The sequence below is a fragment of the Acinetobacter sp. AR_0276 genome (genome assembly GCF_003000705.1).
GTDB lineage: Bacteria > Pseudomonadota > Gammaproteobacteria > Pseudomonadales > Moraxellaceae > Acinetobacter > Acinetobacter nosocomialis.
On the sequence record NZ_PSQO01000004.1, the window covers coordinates 860461 to 884696 of the forward strand.

Consider the following 24236-nt stretch of genomic DNA (forward strand, 5'->3'; position numbering starts at 1 on the left):
AGTCAGAAACATAAACGCCTTATAAATGAGTCAAATTTTATCGTTTTTAGGCCATATATGCCGACAAAATGTGCAAAGTTCAAAATGGTCAATTGGGTAATTTCACTCATTTCTTTTAAACAAATTTGTAAAAAAGTACAAATGATCTCTACATTCATCTGATTCAGTGCAATCAAAGTTGCTTATTGATGGATAATTTATCTTAAATGACTTAATGCTTGGTCGCTCGCGGATGGGCCTGATCGTACACTTGAGCCAAATGATCAAAATCGATATGCGTATAAATTTGGGTAGTCGATAAGTTGCTATGGCCTAACATTTCTTGGACTGAACGCAAATCACCACTACTTGATAACATATGGCTAGCAAAACAATGTCGAAGTAAATGCGGATGTAAGTCGACATTTACACCTGCTCGTTGTGCCTGAAGTTTTACTCGTTTTTCAATTTGTCGTGGAGTGAGCACACTACCACGCTGTGAAATAAAAACAAAAGCATTTTGATCAAAATGCCCTTTCCAGATTTTATAAACTTTGAGCCAGTTCAATAGACTTTCTTTTGCCTTTTTCCCAAACGGGACAATACGGGTTTTATTTCCTTTACCCGTAATACGAACAAGATGACGATTAAAATCGATATCTTTAATTGTGAGGCCTTGTAGTTCAGCGAGTCGTAAACCACTTGAATACAGTAGTTCCAACATGGCTTTGTCCCTTAACCAAAGCTGCTGATCAATTGGTCTTTCCGGCATAGGTTGATCTAAAATTTGATTAACCGTTTCTATATCAATCATGCCCGGCAAGGGCCGAGGCTGGCGTTTTAACTTAAAATCGTCAGTAGGATTAATTTCTAGGTATTTGCCCTGTTCAGCCCACTTCATAAACTGGCGTATAGAAGTGAGATGACGCTGCATGCTACTTGCGCTTAACTGGTCTTGCTCAACACGCTGAGCCAGATATTCACGTAAATCTGAAGCTTCAACATTTTTTAAATCAATTTTTTTTGAGTCACAGAATTCAAGAAAGCTTTTCACATCTCGCTCATAAGCCGTGATTGTATGCTCAGACTGGTTTTGAATTTTTCTTTCTTTTAACCACATTGAGAGCAGTTCTAATGCAAAATCCAAATTGCTCTCCATTTATTTGCCCATTTTTTTGAGTGTACCAAAAACTATTTAATCAGGAAAATTTGATATCGCACAGCATAATGGATCTAACTTATATATTACAATTTATACTAAGTATTCATTGGACCTTACTGCCATGACCACCATACTCATTCCTTATTTAATTGCAATTACTTTACTTACTCTTACTCCCGGCTTAGATACAACTTTAATTATTCGCACTGCCACACTTGAAGGTAAATCTAAAGCATTTCAAGCAGCTCTTGGAATTAGTCTTGGCTGTATTGCTTGGGGAATTGTCGTGGCATGCGGACTAGGTGCCCTACTGATGGCATCTGACTTAGCATTTAATATATTGAAATGGATGGGCGCCGCTTATTTAGCATGGCTGGGTTTAAATATGATTTTAAAACCTCGTAGTCAGCTCGCAGATATACAAGAAAATAATTCAAATCGCTCTACTTCAGAGAATTGGTTTATTAAAGGTTTCTTTGGCAATTTACTCAATCCCAAAGTTGGTATTTTTTATATTTCATTTCTTCCCCAGTTCATTCCAGCGCAAGCATCGGCTGTTACTTGGGTGATGGGACTTGTAATGATTCATGTGGTGATTGGCGTATTATGGTCAAGTCTATTAATTATGGCTATGCAACCGCTTTCACGTTATCTAAAACAACCTAAATTTGTGAAATATATGGACCGAATTACAGGCAGTATTTTTGTTCTGTTCGCATTGAAATTAGCTTTAAGTAAAAGATAATAAAATTAAAAAATTATTGTACATATAAAAGAAAGCCTCTTTTATCACTTTAACTGATGAAAAGAGGCTTCTATTTAGGCTATGCGATTAACCTTGGAAATAACGTAAATCCAAACGCCCATCATATACATGGGTTGTTGGACCAGTCATCCAGACCACATCACCTTCTTGCCATTCAATTTGCAACTTACCACCAGCAAGTTCAACTTCAACTGAGTTCGCAAGCAAACCACGGCGCATACCACTTACCGCAGCAGCACATGCCCCTGTACCACAAGCTAAAGTTTCACCAACACCACGTTCAAATACACGTAAGCGAACATGTTTTTCATCAATTACTTGCATAAAGGCGGCATTAACACGCTCAGGGAAACGTTTATGTGATTCAACTTGTGGACCAATACCTGCTACATCAGCAGTGAGTACGTCTGGAACAATAGTGACTGCATGAGGATTCCCCATGTTGACTACGTCAATACTAATGTTTTGGTCATTTGCCAACTCAAGGGTATATAAGGCTTCTGGCTCTTCCGCAACAAATGGAATTTCATTTGGTAGAAACTTTGGGTAGCCCATATTTACGCGTACCCAACCATTTTGCCCAAGCTCAGGCTTAACAATACCTGCTTTGGTTTGTACGGTAATGTTGGTTTTATTGGTTAAATGACGTTCATGTACAAAACGAGCGAAACAACGTACGCCATTACCACATTGTTCAACCTCAGAACCATCTGCGTTGAAAATACGGTATTTAAAGTCAGCTTCTGGTACATCTGGTGGTTCAACAATTAAAAGCTGGTCAAAGCCAACACCAAAGTGTCGATCTGCCAAACGTTGAATGGTTGCTGTATCTAAATAAGCTCTTTGGCTAATTAGGTCAACCACCATGAAATCATTGCCCAAACCATGCATTTTGGTAAATTCTAATAACATCTCATTTACTCCTCAGGCAATAAATGTTCTTTTTCCCAAAGCGACTCAACCGTTTCACGTTCACGAATTAAATAGCTGTTTTCACCTGATACCATGACTTCTGCAGCACGGCCACGCGTGTTGTAATTTGAACTCATCACAAAACCATAAGCCCCTGCACCGAGTACAGCCAACAAGTCATTTTCTTGTAATGCAAGTGAGCGGTCTTTACCAATAAAGTCACCTGTTTCACAAATTGCACCAACGAGGTCCCATACTTTTTCTTCAGTATCAGTACGTGGCACAACAGGCTGAATATCCATCCAAGCTTCATATAAAGCAGGACGGATTAAATCATTCATTGCTGCATCAATAATAGCGAAGTTACGATGTGTAGTTGGTTTAAGCAAATCAACTTTAGTTAAAAGTATGCCCGCATTTGCACTGATGCTACGGCCCGGCTCCATATAAACCTTAAGACCTAACTTTTCTAAAGCAGGTTTCATAGAGTTTGCATATTCTTCAACACTTGGTGGCGTCTCATCTTTATAACAAACCCCTAAACCACCACCGATATCGATATGTTTAAGATTGATGCCTAGTTTTTTCAACTCATCAATCATCACAATGACACGGTCTAAAGCATCAACAAATGGTTTAGTTTCAGTGAGCTGTGAACCAATGTGACAGTCAATACCTACAATTTCAAGGTTAGGTAAAGAAGCTGCGTATTGATAGGTTTCATAAACAGCATCACTTGGAATACCAAATTTATTTTCTTTTAAACCTGTTGAAATATAAGGATGTGTTTTTGCATCGACATCAGGATTTACACGCAAAGAAATAGGCGCTTTTTTACCTAAGCGAGCAGCTACTTTTTGAATGCGGTCTAGCTCTGCATAAGACTCAACATTAAAACAAGCAATGCCTACATTGAGTGAGGTTTCAATATCGACTTCAGTTTTACCTAAACCTGAAAATACGATTTTAGAAGCATCCCCACCGGCTTTTAAAACACGAGCCAGCTCACCACCAGAGACAATATCAAAACCCGCACCAAGTTTTGCCAAGACACTAAGAACAGCCAAGTTTGAGTTAGACTTCACCGCAAAACAGATTTGATGATCAATAAAGTCAAAGGCACGGTCCATATCTAAATAATGTTTTTCAAAAGCTGTTTTTGAATAAACATATAACGGTGTGCCAAATTGCTGCGCAAGCTGCTCTAGAGAACATTGCTCTGCATGCAATACTCCATTAATGCGGGTGAAACTCATGAATGTGTCCTTATTTCAAAGCTTAAGGTGAAGTTGTTTGGGTTGGAGCTGATGATGACTCGACTGGCTGTTCAGCCTTTTCATCTTTTTGCACAACTTGTTTTGATTCTTTATTACGATAGAGCAAGTATTTTGCACGGTGGTCATAATTTGGATCAGAAGGTAGCTGTAATGCTCCTGACTGACCGCAAGCTGTAAGCAAAATACTGCTGCTCAATAAACTGATGAGGCAAATGACACGAAGCATCTGAGCACCTGATTTAAACAATTCGATGCAGTATACCGTGATCATGCAAGCGGCTAAAGAGTAAACTTGAATAGAAAAACAATATGCATAAAAAACGCCAGCTTTTCAGCTGGCGTTTAGCCATAAGTAAATCAATTTCATTACTTTTTATGACGTGGTTTATAGAAGAAGAAATAACCAATGATCAGGATAACAAACCAGATTGGGCTGACTTTCAGTGCTTTAAAAGTATCTGGCTCTAAAGACAGCACATAAATCATGCCAACAAAGAAAATAATCGTGATCCAACAGGTAAATAGGCCGCCCGGCAATTTAAATGTTGATTTGGCATGCAGTTCAGGGCGTGTCGTGTAGTAACGGATATAACTCCAGATAATTAGTAACCACACGCAAATGAACAAAATAGTTGAAAGCGTTGTTGCAAGAGTGAATGCTTCAACTGTATTCGGTACAAAATACTGTAATGCCGCACCTAACAATAAACATGCAGCAGAAAAATACAATGCATTTGCAGGTACTGCACGTCTGTTCAATTTACCAAAAGCTTTTGGACCTTGTTCTTCACGAGATAAACCAAACAACATACGGCTTGTTGAGAATACACCGCTGTTCATCGAAGACATAACTGATGACAATACTACTAAGTTCATCAAGATCGCTGCTGCCGCAATACCAGCTTGGCTAAACAAGTTTACAAATGGGCTGATCGCCGGATCAATTCTATTCCACGGAGTTACCGACATCACGATAAGCAATGCCAAGACGTAGAAAATAATGATACGAACTGGAATTGAGTTAATCGCTTTAGGTAAGTTACGCTCAGGATCTTTGGTTTCAGCAGCTGTTGTTCCAACAAGTTCTACGCCCACGAAAGCAAAGATCGCGATCTGGAAGCCAGCCAAGAAGCCATGCACCCCTGTTGGGAAGAAACCGCCATTTGCCCACAAGTGAGTAAATGAAGCCACCTCGCCCGTACTAGAAGTAAAGCCAGTAAAGATCATCCATAGACCCACTGCAATTAAAATAATAATCGCAAGAATCTTAATAAGTGCAAACCAGAACTCTAATTCACCAAATAGGCGTACAGTTAACAGGTTCAAACCCATAATAAATACAATAGCAGCCACACTAATCATTGCCCCTTCAACTGGTGAGAAAGGCTGGCCGTTATTGAAAAATTGTAAGTAATAGATAATTGCAGACAGATCGGCGATACCAATCGTGATCCAGCACAACCAATAGGTCCATCCCACAAAATAACCTGCCCATGGGCCAATTAAATCTGTGGTGAAATCAATAAACGATTTATAGGTTAAATTTGACAGGAGTAATTCGCCAAGCGCACGCATGACAAAAAACACCATTACACCAATAATCAAATAAATGAATAAGATAGATGGGCCGGCAAGACTAATTGTTTTACCTGACCCCATGAATAAACCAGTACCAATGGCACCACCAATTGCAATCAGCTGTAAATGCCGATTGGAAAGACTACGATGGAGCTCACCTTGTTCATGAGGATCACTCAGATTTTGATTCGACATTTTATGAATACACTCCAGTAATTTTTTTAGTCCGTTAGCTAAATTCAAATCAAAAAGACGATATCGCACCATTTGCAGGTATCTTTTAAATGTATATTTTTTGACAACTTTTCAGCTAACCAATTTTTGTCTGTATGGCTGATAATTTCAAGATACATACAATTAAATCCGATAATACGCACAAGAACATAGCAATACAACGCACCTTCCAGTCTAAAATTAAGACTTGAACCACTTTGATTTTTCAATTAAAAAAGGCAATCAGATCGATTGCCTTTTATATTTTGCTTCTAAGTTATTTATTCTTGGGCAAAATTACGTTTTATTTTTGACTTATAAAAACCAAAGTAACCAATTGCAAGAACGAGGAACCAAATTGGACTGACCATAAGCGACTTAGCTGTGTCTGCTTCAAGGCTTAAAATCGCAATCGTAAATAAGAAGAAAACAATAACGACATAACTCATCGCTACCCCACCCGGCATTTTAAAGTTCGATTTTTCATGCAGTTCAGGAGATAACTTACGGTAGCGGATATAACACACCAAAATCAAAATCCATACCGTTAAAAATAAAATGGTGCATAACGTTGTTGCCAAGGTAAATGCTTCAATCGTATTGGGCACAAAATATTGTAATAAAGCACCACCCATAATACAGGCACAGGAAAAAATTAAACCATTTGCTGGAACTGCGCTTTTAGTCAACTGACCTAATGTTTCAGGTGCCTGACCATCACGCGATAAGCCATACATCATTCGGCTAGTTGAAAAAATACCGCTGTTCATCGATGACATGACCGATGACAACACCACTAGGTTCATAATAATTGCAGCAGTTGGAATACCTGCCATTAAGAATAGTTCAACGAATGGACTACGGTCTGCTTTTACCTGATCCCAAGGCGTTACAGACATCACCACCATTAATGCCAATACATAGAATAAAATGACGCGGATCGGAATTGCGTTAATTGCTTTAGGCAAATGTTTATGAGGGTCTTTAGTTTCAGCAGCTGTGGTTCCGACCAGTTCTACCCCAATAAAAGCAAAGATCGCAATCTGGAAGCCGGCAAGGAAACCATTTACCCCATGAGGAAACATACCGCCATGATTCCAAATATTAGAAATAGCCGCAACAGAGCCAGATGGTGATTGGAACTTGGTCACTACCATATAGATGCCGGCAAGAACTAGAGCAATAATGGCAACAATTTTGATAATCGCAAACCAAAATTCGACTTCGCCAAATAAACGAACCGTCAATAAGTTTAAAATCAATAGAAAGAGAACACAGCCTGCACTAATCATTGCCTGTTCTATTGGGCTAAAACTAACTCCATTGGGGAGCCAAAAGCTCAAATAGCTCGTCACCGCAGTTAAATCTGCCATTCCAACAAGCACCCAACTTACCCAATAGGTCCACCCGACATAAAAGCCAGCCCAAGGCCCAATCAGGTCATAAGCCATATCGACAAACGACTTATAATTTAGGTTTGAAAGTAAAACCTCTCCCAAAGCACGCATAAGAAAGAAAATCATGGTACCAATAATTAAATAGATAAATAAAATTGATGGCCCCGCCAATGAAATAGTTTTGCCCGACCCCATAAACAGGCCTGTTCCAATGGCCCCTCCAATAGCGATCAATTGTAAATGGCGATTGGTCAGCTTTCGCTGTAAGTCGCCAGCATGATCATGATGCTGAAGATTAGACATAGGTAAATATCCTAAAAATTTCCCACCTTAGCTAAAGCAAAATACATTCCAATATTTTTAGACAACGCATGAAAAATAGGCCCTTGAAAAATGATCGGGTTCTGCCTACGTTCAGGGTGTCGTTTTGCTATACTCTGTTTTTACTGATTATGAAGTTAACAAACCGAAGTCGAATATGAGCAAAGTCAAAACTGTTTACCGTTGCGAACAATGTGGTGCGGATCATCCTAAATGGGCTGGTCAATGTTCAGAGTGTGGTGAATGGAATTCTCTGACTGAAGTTAAACTCGAACCTACTACAGCCCATCGCGCTCGTCCTAAAATTGGGGGCTACGCAGGCCAAGTTGCCAATATAACAACACTAAATAAAGTCTCGGTTTCTCATGAAACCCGCTTACCTACAGGTATTAGCGAGTTTGACCGCGTACTTGGCGGTGGCTTGGTCACAGGCTCAGTAGTCCTGATTGGTGGTGACCCGGGTATTGGTAAATCGACCATTCTTTTACAAACAGCAACCCACATGGCAAGTGCAAAAAGTTCTGCGCTTTATATTACGGGTGAAGAATCATTGTCTCAGGTGGCCTTACGTGCCCAGCGCCTTGACTTGCCTACAGACCAGTTAAAAGTCATGGCTGAAACCTGTGTCGAACGCATTTGTGAAGTTTTAGAGCAAGAACGCCCTGTGGTAGCAATTTTGGACTCGATTCAAACGCTTTACACAGAAACGCTTCAATCTGCACCTGGTGGGGTTTCACAAATTCGTGAATCTGCTGCGTTATTAACCCGCTATGCAAAAAATAGTGGCACGGCGTTATTTATTGTTGGTCACGTGACCAAAGAAGGTGCACTGGCAGGCCCACGTGTTTTAGAACATATGGTGGACTGTGTGCTTTATTTTGAAGGCCAATCAGACTCACGCTATCGTATGATTCGTGCGGTGAAAAACCGTTTTGGTGCAGTCAATGAACTTGGTGTATTTGGCATGACCGATAAAGGCTTACGTGAAGTGGCTAACCCTTCTGCTATTTTCTTAAGTCGTTATGACGAAGCCATTCCCGGTTCAATTGTCATGATTAGCCGTGAAGGAACGCGCCCGCTTTTAGTTGAAGTTCAAGCTTTAGTCGATGATGCTCAAGGACAACCTAGACGTGTCGCTCTTGGTCTTGAACAAAACCGTTTAAACATGCTGCTTGCTGTAATGCACCGTCATGGGGGTGTACAAACTACAGGGCAAGACGTTTATGTCAATATTGTCGGTGGTTTAAAAATTACTGAAACAGGTTCTGACTTGGCTGTTTTACTGGCGTGTGCATCAAGTTTACGTACCAAGGCATTGCCTCAGCAACTTGCAGTTTTTGGTGAAGTTGGTCTTTCAGGTGAAATCCGACCTGTACCGAATGGACAAGAGCGCTTAAAAGAAGCAGCAAAACATGGCTTTAAATATGTCATTTTACCTAGAGGCAACGCACCACAAAAAGCGATTCCAGGAGTACAAGTAATTGCTGTGGCACGCTTACATGAAGCCCTTACCGAAGCGATGCAGCTCAGCGATGAATTGACATAAAAAAACATATTTTTATAGTTGAAATTTAGTGTAAATGACTGCATAAATACAATTACAAATTAATTTTAAACAGGAATTTCCTATGGAAGTACACCAGCGCGGCTTGATAACCGGTATTTTAATGGCTGCTTTGGCAATTTCTCCTCTTGCTGAAGCAAAACGTGCAGGTGGTGGTAAAAGCCACGGCATGGCACGCTCTACCACTTCAAGCCAGTCATATCAACAACCTCGTCAAGTGACTCCAGTTCAACAACCTGCTACAGCACCTCAAAGATCTGGTCCGGGTGTTGGTTCAATGGTTGCAGCTGGTGTAGCTGGTGCTGCCGTAGGTGCTGTTGCAGCACATGCTTTAGCTGATGACAAACCAACATCAACTGAACAACGTGTAACCCAGCCAGATAACGAGCAACAAGCGGTTCAAGCTCAACAGCAACAAGAGAAGAAAGGTGGTATCCCAGGCTGGTTATGGGTATTACTTGCTGCTGCTGTTGCCTTTTTTGTATTCCGCAAATTGGGCGGGAAAAAAAAATTAGCAGCAAATAATCCTTACGCTCCAAACAGCAACGGTCAAAACACATTTGGCCGTTCAGCTGCACCAACTAACTCAAACGACAATACCAATATTTTTGGTCAGTCTGTTGGTGGTGGTACAGCAACTCAAGCACCGTTTGGTGGTGCAACAACAAGTAATGGCAACCAGTTACCAGATGGTAGCGAACCTGCTTCTTTCTTACGTGTTGCCCGTCAGCGTTTTAACCACATTCAGTCAATCAACAGTGCAAGTAACATCGAAGAAATTCGTCGCTACTTAACACCTGAACTTTATAACTCTATGTATAACGACATCATGGAGAATCAAGATCAGGACGTTGCCGAGTTTAGTAACTTAAATGCAATGGTTGTAGACAGTGCGACTGAAAATGGTCAATACATTGTGAGCGTACGCTTTACAGGTACAGTAAGTGAAGATTTAAATAGCTTGCCACAGCCATTTACAGAAATCTGGCACTTTGTAAAACCTGTTGGCTCTCAGCAAGACTGGGTTGTTGCAGGTATTCAACAAGCTTAATTTAAATAAGCTCCAAATAAAAAAGCCACAATATGTGGCTTTTTTATTTGCTCGCCCTCAGGCAATTTCGGCTGGAAATGCGATGACTTTTTCAATTTTAAGTTGTTCGGTTGCAACCATGAGTAAACGGTCTATGCCTAAAGCAATTCCTGAACATTCTGGCATATGAGGCAAAGCTGCTAACAAGTGTTCATCTAATGGCATAACATGAAGCCCTTGCTTAGCCCGTTCTGCATTATCTGCTTCAAAGCGTGAACGTAACACGTCTGCATCAAGCAATTCATCGTAAGCATTGGCAAGCTCTAAGCCTTCAATATAAACCTCAAAACGCGCTGCGACCTCTTCCCCATCTTCATCTACTTTCACTTTCGCCAAAGATGCCATTTCTGGCGGAAAGTCAGTTAAAAAGACAGGTGCATCAAAACCTAAACTTGGCTCAACAAAATGAGAAAACAACAAGTCCATATAAGCTAAGCGGTCGTCACCTAAATCAAGATTTAAACCAACACGATTTGCAGTATCTTTGAGTTGCTTTAAAGTTGCTTGTAACGGGTTAATATCTAAACGGTCCTGAAAGGCATGCTTATAGCTCAAAATAAATGGACGAACTTCGCCAAAACGATGCTGCAAACAGGTTTGCAATAAATCGGCTGTTTCATGCATTAATGCTTTTAAGTCTAAACCCGGACGATACCATTCGAGCATGGTAAATTCACTGTTGTGTTTACGCCCGTGTTCATCGTCACGAAAAACCTTGCATATTTGATAAATCGGTCCGCTACCACTTGCTAGCAAACGTTTCATGGCAAACTCAGGAGAAGTCTGTAAATACTGAGTCTGTAATTTGCCACTGATATGGCGTAACGCCTGAACCGAGGCTAAATGCACATCGGTAACGCCTGCTTGTGAAACTACGGGTGTTTCAACTTCCATGACCCCACGTTCTGCAAAGAACTGGCGAATTTGGGTATAAAGCTTGGCACGAGCCTTTAAAGCATCAATTGAACACGTAGGTTGATAACTTAAACTCATGCTTGCGGTCCCCCGTGTGCTGCCCATTCACGACGCAGCGGGTAATTCTTACGTAATAAATCAAATGCTTTTTGCTCTACTTTGCCGTCTTTAACACAGGCACGAGTATTGGCATCATCTTGAGCAATATCATAAATATGAGATATTTTTTGCTTTAACACTGCTTTTAAGTCATGTCCTGAAAAATAATCTTCACATGCAGGCAACTGCGTTTCGAAACGCTTATTAATGTCGTAGCCAAATTTTTGGCAAAACGCTTCATAAATCAATTGTGTACCACGAGCTTTTCCTTCCAAGCTATAACCTGCTATATGCGGTGTCGCCAAAGCCAACATATTTAAAAGCTCATCTGATATCACTGGCTCATGTTCAAATACATCAAGTACAACTTTACGTTTGGTACGTTGAATGTCTTCGATTAAAGCAACTTCTTTCACAACCGGACCACGAGCGCTATTAATTAAAATCGTATCTGGTTGAAGCGCTGCAAAAGTTTCTTCGTTGAAAAGATGATATGTCGCATGTTCACCGTTTTTCGTAAGCGGCACATGAATTGAAATAGCATTGGCTTGTTGTAATAGGGCTTTAAAGTTCACATTTTCAATTGAATCTAACGTTACATATGGGTCAAAGCCAATTACGTTCCAGCCAAGCAACCGAGCCATATAAGCTAAACGTTTCCCCACGTTTCCAAGCCCCACAATGCCTAGCGTAAATTTTTCTTGTTGTTCTAAAAGGCTAGCATCTAAATGAAGTAAAGCGGTAATGACATATTCAGCAACTGCCTGTGCATTACAACCTGCGGCATTGGCCCATGTAATATTATGCTTTTCTAGGGCTTGAATATCTAAATGATCAGTCCCGATTGTGGCACTACCTACATATTTTAAAGCAGTGTTTTGAATTAAACTTTCATTTACAGCAGTAACTGAGCGGACCAATAAAGCTTCAGCATCTTTCACATCTGCGTGCGTTAAGGTGCGTCCTGCATGGTGTTGAATATCGCCAAATTCTGAAAAAAAGTAATCGGTAAACGCCAAATTTTCATCTGCGACGATTTTCATGGTCTGCAACCCATAGTTTATAAAAACGTTATTATCCTTTGAGTTGTAGCAAAGCACAATGTTAAGGGTATTAAATTCGCACAGGTTTTAAGACTCAGTTCAACTACAAACCACCACCAAAATAAAAGTAAGCCATCACGGCAAGTGTGAGCCAAATTAAAATAATCAGTACAGCAACCAAATAATTTCGTGGCCCTTTCTCATGTTCATCTAACCATTCTTTGGCTTGTTGTTCTGCATCTAAAATGACTTGTTGAGGCGTAAAACGAAGCGCTAGCCAAATGAGTATCGGTAAAATGATGGCATCATCAATAAAGCCTAAAATAGGAATAAAATCTGGAATTAGGTCAATGGGACTAAAAGCATAAGCCACAGCCACTACCGCAATAACTTTGGGTAACCACGGCATTTGAGGATGCCTTGAGGCAAACCAAAGCATAATAATTTGTTTTTTTAGACGTTTTGCCCATTCTTTTAGTGATTGTAACCAAGACATTTGGACAGACTCTGAACCTTTTGAGTTTTATAATAATCTATAAAATCTATCCTTAGCTTAAAAGCAACAGAGATGTTAGATGAGCTTCGTTTTAAGCCCATCATATTGAACGATATATTTTAAATTTCCGTATATAAAACAAACCGGTCTCCCCTACAAAAACTTGCCAATGTGAGGCCAGATTGTTTGGCTAACTGAATGGCCATACTGGTCGGTGCTGAAATTGAAGCTAGTAAGCTAATATTCATTTGAGCGCATTTTCGTATCAGTTCATAACTTGCCCGACTAGTCATCACCACAAAACCTAAACTGGTGTCGTAGTTTTCTTGCGCTATATAACCAATTAATTTGTCTAAAGCATTATGGCGGCCAACATCTTCAAATAAAGCAACGATTTGACCATCAACCACCCAAGCAGCGGCATGCGCACCACCCGTTAAAGCGGTAATTTCTTGCTGGGCTTTTAAATGGGAAATGGCACTCGGAATTTGCTCAAGCCATAGCTTTGATGCATGCGTTGTAATTTTGGGAACATCTAACTGAAACTGCTCCAAACTTTCAATGCCACATAAACCACAACCTGTACGACCAACCATCATGCGTCGATGCTCTTTTAATGCAGCAAATGCTCTCGATGAAATGGTCATTTCAACCGTAATGCCTAATTCATTTTGATGTACATCAAGGACATATAGCTCTTTTAAACTGGTCAAAATGCCTTCTGAGAGACTAAAACCTTTGGCAAATAATTCGACATCGGTCGGTGTTGCCATCATCACCGCATGTGAAATACCGTTATATACCAAAGCAATTGGGTACTCTTGCACAATATGATCTAAAACATTTTCAGATTCGGTTTTGTTAAACCGCTGTACTTGTAATGTTTCAACCCCATAAGCATGTGGTGTCAAAATTATTTCCTTTATTTCAAGAATGGCGCTTGTTTAGAGCGCCATTTGCTTAGATTTCATTTTAAAAAACAGGTTCACTTAGAGGCTGCTGACTTTCTTATTGGCATCTTCAGGGTCAACTGCTGTTGCCAAGTTAAAGTGCTCTGGTGCATTCCCTGGATGTAAAATCACAGGAACACTTTTAGAAGCCGGAATCTTGGCATATTTGTCATGACTGCTTAAGGCCACCAAAGGATTGGTTTCCGGATAATAAGCCGCCAAGCTCCCTCGCGGAATGTTGTAGGGCACAATACGGAAACTGTGCACAATGCGCTTCACACCATCCGAGAAAACACTTTCAATATCGACCCACTGATTTGCTTCAAAGCCTGCTTCATCAATATCGGCTTGGTTCATAAACAACACACGGCGCTGACCAAATACCCCACGGTAACGGTCATCCAGACCATATAAAGTGGTGTTGTATTGGTCATGAGAACGGGTGGTCATTAAGGTATACACCTTACTTTCGGTATATGCAGCAGCGTATTGGTTTTCTTTATCCGCGTAGACTTCTTCAAGTGGCGTAATCAGAAATTGCGCTTTACCACTCTTGGTATTCCAGATGTGCTGATTAGCAGGATGCTCGAGGTGGAAACCGCCCGGTTTATAAACACGTAAATTAAAGTCATGGAATTCATCAAACACATCGGCAATGGAGTCACGAATGCGGTCATAGCTTTCGATGTACCATTTCCATTTAATCTGACTGTCTGGAAGAACAGCTTCAGCCATTCTTGCCACAATATCGGGTTCAGACAATATGTTTTTAGAAATTGGCGTATTACGTCCTGCCGACAAGTGAACATTACTCATGGAGTCTTCAACCGAAATGGCTTGTGGGCCATGAAGCTGCTCGTCTATTTCGGTACGGCCTAAACATGGCAAAATAAGTGCATCTTTACCGCATACCAAATGACTACGATTCAACTTGGTTGCGACATGGACGGTTAAATCACATTTTCTAAGCGCTTCTTGCGTATATGGAGTATCAGGAGTTGCAACTGCAAAATTTCCACCTAAACCAATAAAGACTTTTATCTCGCCTTCAGCCATGGCTTTAATCGTTTCGACCACGCCATATCCATTTTTTCTTGGTGATTTAATACCGAATACACGGTCAATGTTATCGAGTAGTTTAGGGCTAGGTAGCTCATTAATACCCATGGTGCGGTCGCCTTGCACATTACTATGCCCACGAACCGGACACAGCCCTGCACCCGGTCTACCAATTTGACCACGGGCCAACAATAAATTTGCTAGCATATGTACGTTAGCAGTTCCGTGTCGGTGCTGGGTAATCCCCATCCCCCAACAGAAAATGGAGCGCTCTGACTCTAAAAAGAGTTTAGCGAGCTTTTCTAAATGTTCAGGCGACAGGCCTGAGTGCTTATAAATATCTGCCCACTCAGTTCTTTCCACCTCAGCAATCATCTCATCGAAACCAACGGTATTCACCGCAATAAAGTTTCGGTCAAAAACGCTTGGTTTACCTGAAGCAAGTGCTTTTTTATCCCATTCATTTAAGTGCTTTAACATTCCTAACATCAGTGCATAGTCGCCACCAATTTTAGGCTGGAAATAATAACGGCTAATTGGCGTACTGCCGTTGGTCATCATTTCAAGCGGTGCTTGCGGGTCTTGGAAACGCTCTAAGCCTCGCTCTTTAATCGGGTTAATCGCAATAATGTTGCCACCGCGTTTAGACACTTCACGCAAAGTACCTAACATACGTGGATGGTTGGTTCCCGGGTTGTGCCCAAAACTAAAAATGGCATCGGCTAAATCAAAATCTTCTAAAGTAACGGTGCCCTTTCCTAAACCAATTGAGTCGAGCAAGCCTACACTTGTGGTTTCATGGCACATGTTTGAACAGTCTGGAAAGTTATTTGTACCAAAGCTTCTCACAAACAATTGATATAAAAATGCAGCTTCGTTACTGGCACGGCCAGATGTATAAAATGCCGCTTGGTCTGGATGGTCTAGCGCATGTAAATGTTGAGCAATGAGCTTAAAGGCATCATCCCATGAAATAGGAACATATTTATCGATTGCAGCATCATAACGAACTGGGTCTGTTAAGCGGCCTAAGTCCTCTAGAAAAAAGTCACTTTGTTCTGATAGCCAACTAACCGTATGGCCTACGAAATATTCAGGAGTAACGGTTTTACTGGTTGCTTCAAAAGCAACTGCTTTGGCACCATTTTCACAGAAGTTAAAGGCATGGGCATCTTTCTTTTCTGGCCATGCACAACCGGGACAGTCAAAACCTGTAGGCTGGTTAATGTTGAGTAAGGTAATTGAACCTTTACCTAAAATATCTTGTCGCTTTAGGTTTCGAGCGACACTAAGGAGTGCGCCCCACCCGCCAGCAGGATGAGTATATGGCTCAATTCGCGCAAAACCGTTATTTTCCTGTATATGCTTTTGTTCTTCTGAATTATCCACTTTTTCATCCTCTTATTTCTTTTACAATCAACAGATCCAATAAAATCACAATTTAAATTATGGTTATATCAAGACAATCTGCTGTTTAGCTTATTCGTAGAGTCTACTTTTTATAGGTTTCCGCTATTTTAAAAGCTGGCTCAACCCTTCTTATAATATGTGCCATATTGTTTACAATTACAATCATTCAAAACAACCATACTATTTATATAAAAATTTATAAAACAATAACTTAAAAATTTTATAATCCAATTTTTTACAGATAAAAACATTATTGATTTTCATTTTTATCAGATTGAAAGTATTTAAAAATTGACGCCTACATGTGTTTATCTATGTTTTTTTCGTATTAAGCAGTATAAAACAATGAGAAATTTATCCGTATTAGAACGTTTATGAAGCTTGTGATTGCCCCTGACTCATTTAAAGACAGCTTATCTGCTTTGAAGGTAGCTCAAGCCATTGCCAAAGGATGGCAAGCTGTTTTTCCCGATGCCGAAACTGTTTTGTGCCCGATGGCAGACGGCGGTGAAGGCACCATTGAAGCTGTTTTAGAAGTCTGTGAGGGTCAATGGCGTGAAAAAACGGTGGTTGGGCCATTAGGTCAGCCTGTTCAAGCCAAATGGGGATGGTTAGAAAAGCAAAAAATCGCCATCATTGAAATGGCTCAAGCAAGCGGCATACAGTTAGTCCCACCGTCTGAGCGTGATGCTTGCCACAGTACAACCTTTGGCACAGGGCAGCTCATTTTAGATGCTTTAGATGCAGGTGCAAAAGAGATTATTTTAACTGTGGGCGGCAGCGCCACCAATGATGGCGGCACAGGTTTACTCAGTGCTTTGGGTGCTGTTTTACTCGATACTAACCCAAACGCCTTACCCGCCGGTGGACTTGCTCTAAGCAACCTATCCAAAATTGATTTAACACATTTCGACTCACGCATTCAGCACACACGGTTTTTACTGGCTGCCGATGTGACCAATCCACTTTGCGGCCCAAATGGTGCATCACATATTTTTGGCCCACAAAAAGGGGCTTCCCCTGCTCAAGTACAGTTACTCGATGCAGCGCTTGCACATTTTGCCGATGTCTCAGCGGAGCTTTTAGGTTTCGACAAACGAAATGAAGCAGGTTCTGGTGCTGCTGGTGGCTTGGGTTTTACGGCCAAAAGTTATTTAAATGCAGACTTTAAAGCTGGCGTTAAAGTGGTGGCTGAACTAAACCAACTTGAACATAAAATTGCTAACGCAGATTGGGTAATTACAGGCGAAGGTAAATTTGACCAGCAAACCTTAAGTGGCAAAACTGTTTTTGGGGTGAGCCAAATTGCTAAAGCTCACAACGTACCTGTGATTGTGATTGCTGGGACTTTAGGCGAAGGCTACCAAGCACTTTATGAGCACGGCGTAAGCGCTGCTTTTTCGCTAGCAAACGGCCCGATCACATTAGAACAAGCTTGCGAACATGCAGCAGAACTCATTTATGAAAGAACCGTAGATATTGCGAAATTAATTCAATTTAGCCAAATGAACTGGAAAGATAAAAAAGCTTAATTGGCTAATTTTAAAAGGCTCTCTTTACAGCTTTCTAAGATTTCATCGCTAAGGTTAGATTGGTCTGGGCATGCGCGAGATAAGGCAATTGCCCCTACAGACTGGGCAAGAATATTAATGGCTTGCTTTCTTAACTCAGGCGCTTCTAAAGAAACTTGTTTGGCTCGCTCGTTCATAATGAACTGAATAAGTTGCTCAATACCCTCTTCAAACTCGACTTTTACTTCGTCAGGTTGTCTTGCAGCATCACAAGATAACGCCGTTAGTGTGCAGCCCAAATCCCGATTATCTCGATGAGTGCGGGACACATAAAGCTGAATAAATTGAGTTAAGTTTAAACCTTCTATTCTTTTTAAAACCTGCTCAAGTCCATGTTTAACAGTAATTGAGACAAGGTCTGTTTTCGAACTGAAATGTTTATAAAAGCCGCCGTGGGTAAAGCCTGCGCTAGACATTAATTCGGCAATGCCGACTCCATCGTAGCCTTTGCTACGAAACAGTTGAGTCGCCTTTTCAACAATTTTATCTCGGTTTTCTTTTACCTGACTTTTACTGACTTTCATGTTGGCGCACCCACTTTTATTCACCCTACTGGTCATAATTATACATTGATTATGATTGACATCAAAAATTAGTTATTTTAGATTATGATCATCATCTAAAAAATAAAGCGTGGAGACATCACATGTCAGCTCAATCAAAAGTACTTATTACAGGAGCTTCGTCAGGCATTGGTTCTGTCTATGCAGACCGTTTTGCACAACGTGGCTATCACTTAATCTTGGTTGCACGAGACACCAACCGCTTAGACAAAATCTCGAAAAATCTTCAAGAAAAATACGGTATACAGGTCGAATTTATTCAGGCCGATTTATCAAAGGATCAAGACATTAGCAAAATTGAAGATGTTCTAAAAAACGATGCTGATATTGAAATTTTGGTAAATAACGCAGGTATTACACTTAGCGGAAATTTTTTAACTCAAGATATTAAAGAAATTGAAACACTCATGACTTTAAATATGACGGCGGTTGTTCGTTTGTCTCATGCGGTTTCCGAGCAACTCGTACGTAAAGGTAAAGGCTCAATTATTAATTTAGGTTCTGTTGTTGGGTTGTCTCCTGAATTTGGTTCTACCATTTATGGTGCAAGTAAGTCCTTTATACATTTTTTTAGCCAAGGCTTACATTTAGAGTTAAAAGATCATGGCGTACATGTACAAGCCGTATTGCCTTCTGCAACCAAAACTGAAATTTGGGAACGTTCAGGTATCGATTTAAGCCAAGTTCCGCCATTAATGGACGTCAATGATTTGGTGGATGCTGCTCTAATCGGCTTTGATCGTAAAGAAACAATTACAATTCCTGTGCTGAAAGACGAAAATCAATGGAATAATTTTGAAAAATCACGTATGACATTATTACCAAACTTTTCTTCGGCTGAAGTAGCCCAACGTTATACAAACTAACAAGTACAGCTACCCAATTCTCAAGTAGGAAAATCTTATGAATGTTATTGATGCTCTCCGTAAGCGCCGTGCAATTAAACGCTTCGACCCTTCTTTTCAGTTATCTGAAGATAACAAAAAGCAGTTATTACAAGAAGTTTTAGCAAATGCACCCAGTGCTTTTAACTTGCAGCATTGGCGTCCGGTTGTTGTCGAAGATGCTGAGTTAAGACAAAAAATTCGTGCTATTGCTTGGGACCAACCACAAGTTACAGAAGCATCTTTACTGATTGTGTTATGTGCAAAATTAAATACATGGGAAGTTGATGCTAAACGTGTATGGGATGGTGCGACTCCAGAAGTTCAAAATATTATGGCTGGCGCGATTGACCAGTATTACCGTGACCGCCCACAAACCCAACGTGACGAAGTTATGCGTAGTGCAGGGATTTTTGCTCAAACTCTGATGTTACTTGCCCAAGAACATGGTTTAGATAGCTGCCCGATGGATGGTTTTGACTTTGACGCAATGGCGAAACTCGTTAACTTGCCTGAAGACCATGTGGTGTGTTTAATGATTGCTGTTGGTAAGTCAGCTTCTGAACCTTATCCACGTGTGGGTAAACTTCCTTTCGATGAAGTCATTATTCAAAATACATTCTAAGTGATAAGTCTTTTAGACCCTCATACTATAAACAGTGTGAGGGTCTAATTTTTAATGACTTTCATTATTTTATGACATCTTTTTTTCGTTTAGCTTATTGGTTAAACGGCGAACTAAAAGAAAGAATAAAGGCACAAAGAAAATAGAAAGCAAGGTTCCTGAAATCATACCGCCCGTTACGGCTATACCAATTTCTTTACGGCTAACAGCTCCTGCTCCTGTAGATACAGCCAAGGGAAGAACGCCCGCAACAAATGCCAGAGATGTCATAATAATGGGACGTAATCGCTGACCTGCTTCTTCAATAATCGCTTCCATTAATGCTTGACCTGCCTCTAACTTGGCTGCCGCGAACTCAACAATCAAAATAGCATTTTTGGCAGAAAGTCCAATGGTAGTAAGCATAGCTACCTGAAAGTAAATATCATTCACAAAACCAGCCAGACTTGCAGCCACCACAGCTCCAATCAGACCTAAAGGAATCACTAGCATGACAGAAACAGGAATGGACCAACTTTCATAAAGTGCTGCTAAACACAAAAAGATAAAGATAATGGATGCTAAATATAACCAAATGGTTTGACCGCCAGCTAACTTCTCTTGATAAGACAACCCGCTCCACTGAAGGTTAAAGCCTTGTTGTTGATCAACTAACTCCTGCATCTTATCCATAGCCCCACCAGAACTTTCACCAGTTGCCGCAGAGCCTTGTATTTGTACAGCTGAAAGACCATTAAAGCGTTGCAGCATTTGTGGTCCCATTTGCCATTTTACAGAAGAGAAACTAGAAAATGGTGTCATCTGACCTGTAGCACCGCGAACATACCATTGCCCAATATCTTGAGGTAAGGAACGATAAATCGCGTCTCCTTGCATATAAACTCGCTTAACACGTCCCTGATCGATGAAATCATTAATATAAGATCCACCCCATGCCGAAGATAGCGTATTACTGATATCTGTTTGAGCCAAACCAAGTGCACTGGCTTTTCTTTGATCGATATCGACTTGTAACTGAGCTTTATCTTCTAAACTATTTAGACGGACTGCTGCTAAGTCAGAATCAGCACTTGCTGCTTTTAACACATTATTTTGTGACGCCAGTAAAGCATCTAAAGCATCACGTCCTTTATTTTCAGCATCTTGTAACCAAAGCTCAAAACCACTTGATTGCCCAAGCCCCCTTACTGCGGCTGGTGAAAGTACCTGAACACGTGCGTTACGCAGCGACTTAAAATATGAGTTTGCCCGAGCAATCACTGCTTCTGCTGTGTTTTCACTCCCTTCTCGATCATCCCAATGTTTGAGTCCAGCAAATGCCATTCCCACATTTTGCCCACTGCCCGCGTTATTTCTACCCATCACCATGAAAATCACATTGAGATTATCCTTTTCTTTCGTCAGGAAATAATCTGCTATCAAGTTACCCACCCGTTCTGTTTCAGCGAGTGTTGTGCCTACTGGTGTACTAAACTGGACCATAACTGAGCCTTGGTCTTCTTGTGGTAAAAACCCAGTATTCATTCGCGTATATTGCCAGCCTAACAAAGCTGTAATACCTAAGAATATGATCATAAATATTTTGGGCTTATCTAAAACAGCGAGCAGCTTTGTACGATAGCTTGACTGCCCTTGTTCGACTTTACGATTGAACCAACTAAAGAATTTTCTCTGCTTCTGTTTTTCATTTGCAGGTTTAAGTAAGGTTGCACATAACGCAGGTGAAAGGGTTAAAGCAACAATGGCTGAAAGCACCATAGCCGATACGAGTGTTACCGAAAATTGGCGATAGATAATGCCGACAGAACCACCAAAAAAAGCCATAGGTAAAAATACCGCAGCAAGTACCATCGCAATACCGACCAACGCACCCGATATTTCTTTCATTGAAATTAGGGTAGCTTGCCGGGCATCAATATGTTGCTCATGCATAACCCGCTCTACATTTTCTACAACGACAATTGCATCATCTACTAGTAAACCAATTGCAAGTACCATCGCAAATAAAGTCAGCGTATTAATGCTATAACCCAATATACTGAGTACACCAAAGGTTCCTAACAATACGACCGGAACCGCAATAGCTGGAATTAAAGTCGCGCGCCAGCTCTGTAAAAATAAGAACATGACAATAATGACTAGAACAATTGCCTCAGCTAAAGTTTTAATCACTCCTTTTACAGATGCTTCAACAAATGGAGTACTGTCACGTGGATATGCAACTTTTAACCCTGATGGCATAGAACCGGTTAAACGCGTGACCTCAGCTTTTACTCTTTCAGCAGTTTCTAAAGCATTGGCGCCCGAAGCAAGTTGAATAGACATACCCGAAGCTGGCTTTCCATTCAAACGTGTAGAGGTTTGATAATTTTCTGCACCGCGCTCTACACGAGCTACATCTTTAAGTAAAACTACAGCTCCGTTTGTTTGAGTCCGTAAAATAATATTTTCAAATTGATTTACAGTCTGTAGACGGGATAATGCTGTTACGGTTGCATTTAAAGCCTGTCTCTCACGAGTTGGTAATGCCCCCAACTCACCTGCTGTAATTTGTGCATTTTGAGCTTCAATTGCAGTTCTGACATCTGAAGGCATAAGGCCATAGCTATTTAGTTTATGTGGATCGAGCCATATGCGCATTGCATATTGAGCACCAAATACTGTGATTTCACCTACGCCATCGACGCGACTTAGCGGGTCTTGAAGTGTGCTCACCATGTAGTCGGATATATCGACAGAAGTTCTTGTATTACTTTCATCGTAAAGTGCAAAAACCAATAGACTATCGCCTTGTGACTTTGTCACGGTTATACCTTGCTGCTGCACTTCTTGCGGTAGTCGGCTAAGCGCCTGATTGACTGCATTTTGGACCTGAACTTGAGCGGTATCCGGATTTGTTTTTTGATTAAAACTTAAGCTTATACGTGCCTGGCCAGCGGAGCTGCTACTCGATGAAAAATAAAGTAACCCATCAATGCCCTTAATTTGCTGTTCCAAAATCTGGGTTACACTATCTTCAACAGTTTTGGCAGATGCCCCGGGATAATTTGCAGTGACGTTTACACCTGGTGGTGCAATATCTGGATATTGTTCAATGGGTAAGGTCAAAATAGAAATGGTACCTAAGGCCATAATACAAATAGAAAGAACCCAAGCAAAAATAGGCCGTGCAATAAAAAAACTCGACAACATAGTGCATCCTCAGGTCATTGGAGTAGGTTCAATCGCCATACCGGCACTTAAACCTTGCAGGCCATCAACAATGACTTGATCTCCTTCGTTCAAGCCCGATTTCACTAACCAACGGTTATCAATTGCATTTCCTAGCGTAATTTTTCGTTGTTCAGCTTTATTATCTTTTCCAACCACCCATACAAGCGCATTTCCATCTGCATCTCTAAAAAGTGCTCCTTGGGGAATTAAAATGCTGTTAGATCGCGTACCCGTTCCAAGCTCTGCACGTACATACATTCCCGGCAATAAACCATGATTTGGATTTGAAAATGCTGCACGCAACATGATACTTCCAGTTGCTTCATCTACTGCAATATCACTGAACTTAAAAGTTCCTTGTTGCGAATAAGTGGTGCCATTTTCGAGCTGTAAACGTACTGAAAGTTCAGTTGGTTTTATTCCATTTTCAGTGAGCTGTTTACGTAGCGCCATATATTCATCACTCGACTGAGTTAAATCGACATACATCGGGTCAAGTTTTTGAATGGTTGCTAAAGGATCTGTTTGTGCAGAAGTCACTAAAGCTCCGCGTGTAATCGAAGAGCGCCCTATCCGCCCTGAAATAGGCGCAGTAACTTGTGTATAACGCAAATTAGTTCGCGCTGTTTTTAATACTGCTTCATTTACAGCAACGGTGGCTTTTGCCTGTTCATAGGCACTTAACGCATTATCAAGTTCTTGCTGACTAATGCCATTTACCTTAATTAATTCCTTATAACGCTCAGCTTGCAGACGAGTTGAATTCACTGTCGCTTTAGCAAGTGCAAGGTTACCCGCAGCCTCATCAACGCTATCGCGATAGAGTGATGAATCAATTTTATAAAGAGGCTGTCCCTTACTTACCTGAGAGCCTTCTTTAAATAATTGCTCGACAACTACTCCATTTACTTGTGGCCGCACCTGAGAAATTTCAGAGGCCACTGTTCTCCCAGCTAACTGGTAAGAAGATTCAATAGTCTCTTTTTTTATAGTGATAATGCCGACCTTTTGATTATTTTTAACAATAGGCTTATCAGAATCACATCCATTTAGAAAAACAATCAAAGGCAATAAATACAAAGTATTACGACAAAGAAAACGAACTTTTGGCATATCTGGAACCCCAGACTTATGGACAATTTATTTACT

At 40.7% G+C, this 24236-nt stretch carries 20 protein-coding genes; 6 read left to right on the top strand and 14 right to left on the bottom strand.

The window, feature by feature from the left end:
* Positions 1-211: 211 nt before the first annotated feature.
* Positions 212-1099, bottom strand: a complete 888-nt coding sequence (gene xerA / locus CSB87_RS04935; protein WP_079377855.1) for a site-specific tyrosine recombinase/integron integrase — start codon at positions 1097-1099, stop codon at positions 212-214.
* A gap of 163 nt (positions 1100-1262) precedes the next feature.
* Here xerA and CSB87_RS04940 point away from each other — a divergent pair, with 163 nt between their 5' ends.
* Positions 1263-1886 (top strand): LysE family translocator, encoded by a 624-nt coding sequence (locus CSB87_RS04940; RefSeq protein WP_031953131.1) that lies wholly within the window; start codon positions 1263-1265, stop codon positions 1884-1886.
* An 87-nt stretch (positions 1887-1973) separates the two neighbouring features.
* Here CSB87_RS04940 and dapF read toward each other — a convergent pair whose 3' ends face one another.
* From dapF to CSB87_RS04965, 5 genes are all read right to left on the bottom strand, one after another.
* Positions 1974-2819, bottom strand: a complete 846-nt coding sequence (dapF, locus tag CSB87_RS04945; RefSeq protein WP_031953133.1) for a diaminopimelate epimerase — start codon at positions 2817-2819, stop codon at positions 1974-1976.
* 5 nt (positions 2820-2824) lie between these two features.
* Complete coding sequence (lysA, locus tag CSB87_RS04950; RefSeq protein WP_031953135.1) at positions 2825-4075, bottom strand: diaminopimelate decarboxylase; 1251 nt, start codon at positions 4073-4075, stop codon at positions 2825-2827.
* Positions 4076-4097: 22 nt separating this feature from the next.
* Entirely contained in the window at positions 4098-4322 is a 225-nt protein-coding gene (lptM, locus tag CSB87_RS04955; protein WP_002048546.1) for an LPS translocon maturation chaperone LptM, read from the bottom strand.
* Positions 4323-4462: 140 nt separating this feature from the next.
* Positions 4463-5869, bottom strand: a complete 1407-nt coding sequence (locus tag CSB87_RS04960; RefSeq protein ID WP_031953136.1) for an amino acid permease — start codon at positions 5867-5869, stop codon at positions 4463-4465.
* A gap of 299 nt (positions 5870-6168) precedes the next feature.
* Complete coding sequence (locus tag CSB87_RS04965) at positions 6169-7587, bottom strand: amino acid permease (RefSeq protein WP_002048578.1); 1419 nt, start codon at positions 7585-7587, stop codon at positions 6169-6171.
* 175 nt (positions 7588-7762) lie between these two features.
* Between CSB87_RS04965 and radA the strand changes: the two genes are divergently transcribed.
* Both radA and CSB87_RS04975 read left to right on the top strand, forming a co-directional pair.
* Positions 7763-9151: a DNA repair protein RadA gene (gene radA, locus CSB87_RS04970; RefSeq protein ID WP_004707421.1), complete on the top strand. Its 1389-nt coding sequence runs from the start codon at positions 7763-7765 to the stop codon at positions 9149-9151.
* Between the two features lie 82 nt (positions 9152-9233).
* Positions 9234-10220: a Tim44 domain-containing protein gene (locus tag CSB87_RS04975; protein WP_002048497.1), complete on the top strand. Its 987-nt coding sequence runs from the start codon at positions 9234-9236 to the stop codon at positions 10218-10220.
* Between the two features lie 57 nt (positions 10221-10277).
* Here CSB87_RS04975 and epmA read toward each other — a convergent pair whose 3' ends face one another.
* The 5 genes from epmA to CSB87_RS05000 all read right to left on the bottom strand — a co-directional run bounded on the left by epmA (position 10278) and on the right by CSB87_RS05000 (position 16210).
* Complete coding sequence (gene epmA, locus CSB87_RS04980) at positions 10278-11252, bottom strand: EF-P lysine aminoacylase EpmA (protein WP_022575240.1); 975 nt, start codon at positions 11250-11252, stop codon at positions 10278-10280.
* Positions 11249-12316, bottom strand: coding sequence for a 4-phosphoerythronate dehydrogenase (locus tag CSB87_RS04985; RefSeq protein WP_031953137.1), 1068 nt, complete (start codon positions 12314-12316; stop codon positions 11249-11251). The genes epmA and CSB87_RS04985 overlap by 4 nt, the downstream gene beginning before the upstream one ends.
* Positions 12317-12419: 103 nt before the next feature.
* Positions 12420-12812, bottom strand: a complete 393-nt coding sequence (locus CSB87_RS04990) for a YkvA family protein (RefSeq protein WP_002048592.1) — start codon at positions 12810-12812, stop codon at positions 12420-12422.
* A gap of 119 nt (positions 12813-12931) precedes the next feature.
* Positions 12932-13723, bottom strand: coding sequence for a formate dehydrogenase accessory sulfurtransferase FdhD (fdhD, locus tag CSB87_RS04995; protein WP_031953139.1), 792 nt, complete (start codon positions 13721-13723; stop codon positions 12932-12934).
* A 78-nt stretch (positions 13724-13801) separates the two neighbouring features.
* The gene (locus CSB87_RS05000; RefSeq protein ID WP_031953141.1) at positions 13802-16210 is read right to left on the bottom strand and encodes an FdhF/YdeP family oxidoreductase; all 2409 of its coding nucleotides are present in this window, start codon (positions 16208-16210) and stop codon (positions 13802-13804) included.
* Between the two features lie 395 nt (positions 16211-16605).
* Between CSB87_RS05000 and CSB87_RS05005 the strand changes: the two genes are divergently transcribed.
* Positions 16606-17763, top strand: coding sequence for a glycerate kinase (locus CSB87_RS05005; protein ID WP_031953143.1), 1158 nt, complete (start codon positions 16606-16608; stop codon positions 17761-17763).
* Here CSB87_RS05005 and CSB87_RS05010 read toward each other — a convergent pair.
* The gene (locus tag CSB87_RS05010; RefSeq protein WP_031953146.1) at positions 17760-18326 is read right to left on the bottom strand and encodes a TetR/AcrR family transcriptional regulator; all 567 of its coding nucleotides are present in this window, start codon (positions 18324-18326) and stop codon (positions 17760-17762) included. The two genes, CSB87_RS05005 and CSB87_RS05010, sit on opposite strands and share 4 nt — an antisense overlap.
* A gap of 122 nt (positions 18327-18448) precedes the next feature.
* Here CSB87_RS05010 and CSB87_RS05015 point away from each other — a divergent pair, with 122 nt between their 5' ends.
* Together CSB87_RS05015 and CSB87_RS05020 are read left to right on the top strand one after the other, a co-directional pair.
* Positions 18449-19231: an SDR family NAD(P)-dependent oxidoreductase gene (locus tag CSB87_RS05015; RefSeq protein ID WP_031953149.1), complete on the top strand. Its 783-nt coding sequence runs from the start codon at positions 18449-18451 to the stop codon at positions 19229-19231.
* 37 nt (positions 19232-19268) lie between these two features.
* Positions 19269-19874 (top strand): nitroreductase family protein, encoded by a 606-nt coding sequence (locus CSB87_RS05020; protein ID WP_002048541.1) that lies wholly within the window; start codon positions 19269-19271, stop codon positions 19872-19874.
* Positions 19875-19943: 69 nt separating this feature from the next.
* Here the strand turns inward: CSB87_RS05020 and adeE are convergent, their stop codons facing one another.
* On the bottom strand, positions 19944-23066 hold the full coding sequence (adeE, locus tag CSB87_RS05025; RefSeq protein WP_106105044.1) for a multidrug efflux RND transporter permease subunit AdeE: 3123 nt from the start codon (positions 23064-23066) through the stop codon (positions 19944-19946).
* A 9-nt stretch (positions 23067-23075) separates the two neighbouring features.
* Positions 23076-24200 carry a multidrug efflux RND transporter periplasmic adaptor subunit AdeD gene (adeD, locus tag CSB87_RS05030; RefSeq protein ID WP_031953153.1) on the bottom strand — a complete coding sequence of 375 codons (1125 nt, stop codon included), beginning with the start codon at positions 24198-24200 and terminating at the stop codon, positions 23076-23078.
* Positions 24201-24236: the final 36 nt, after the last annotated feature.

Bases quoted from the DNA above. Each gene is read 5' to 3' on its own strand.
- xerA (WP_079377855.1), bottom strand. From the start codon at position 1,099: ATGTGGTTAAAAGAAAGAAAAATTCAAAACCAGTCTGAGCATACAATC.
- CSB87_RS04940 (WP_031953131.1), top strand. From the start codon at position 1,263: ATGACCACCATACTCATTCCTTATTTAATTGCAATTACTTTACTTACT.
- dapF (WP_031953133.1), bottom strand. From the start codon at position 2,819: ATGTTATTAGAATTTACCAAAATGCATGGTTTGGGCAATGATTTCATG.
- lysA (WP_031953135.1), bottom strand. From the start codon at position 4,075: ATGAGTTTCACCCGCATTAATGGAGTATTGCATGCAGAGCAATGTTCT.
- lptM (WP_002048546.1), bottom strand. From the start codon at position 4,322: ATGCTTCGTGTCATTTGCCTCATCAGTTTATTGAGCAGCAGTATTTTG.
- CSB87_RS04960 (WP_031953136.1), bottom strand. From the start codon at position 5,869: ATGTCGAATCAAAATCTGAGTGATCCTCATGAACAAGGTGAGCTCCAT.
- CSB87_RS04965 (WP_002048578.1), bottom strand. From the start codon at position 7,587: ATGTCTAATCTTCAGCATCATGATCATGCTGGCGACTTACAGCGAAAG.
- radA (WP_004707421.1), top strand. From the start codon at position 7,763: ATGAGCAAAGTCAAAACTGTTTACCGTTGCGAACAATGTGGTGCGGAT.
- CSB87_RS04975 (WP_002048497.1), top strand. From the start codon at position 9,234: ATGGAAGTACACCAGCGCGGCTTGATAACCGGTATTTTAATGGCTGCT.
- epmA (WP_022575240.1), bottom strand. From the start codon at position 11,252: ATGAGTTTAAGTTATCAACCTACGTGTTCAATTGATGCTTTAAAGGCT.
- CSB87_RS04985 (WP_031953137.1), bottom strand. From the start codon at position 12,316: ATGAAAATCGTCGCAGATGAAAATTTGGCGTTTACCGATTACTTTTTT.
- CSB87_RS04990 (WP_002048592.1), bottom strand. From the start codon at position 12,812: ATGTCTTGGTTACAATCACTAAAAGAATGGGCAAAACGTCTAAAAAAA.
- CSB87_RS05005 (WP_031953143.1), top strand. From the start codon at position 16,606: ATGAAGCTTGTGATTGCCCCTGACTCATTTAAAGACAGCTTATCTGCT.
- CSB87_RS05010 (WP_031953146.1), bottom strand. From the start codon at position 18,326: ATGAAAGTCAGTAAAAGTCAGGTAAAAGAAAACCGAGATAAAATTGTT.
- CSB87_RS05015 (WP_031953149.1), top strand. From the start codon at position 18,449: ATGTCAGCTCAATCAAAAGTACTTATTACAGGAGCTTCGTCAGGCATT.
- CSB87_RS05020 (WP_002048541.1), top strand. From the start codon at position 19,269: ATGAATGTTATTGATGCTCTCCGTAAGCGCCGTGCAATTAAACGCTTC.
- adeE (WP_106105044.1), bottom strand. From the start codon at position 23,066: ATGTTGTCGAGTTTTTTTATTGCACGGCCTATTTTTGCTTGGGTTCTT.
- adeD (WP_031953153.1), bottom strand. From the start codon at position 24,200: ATGCCAAAAGTTCGTTTTCTTTGTCGTAATACTTTGTATTTATTGCCT.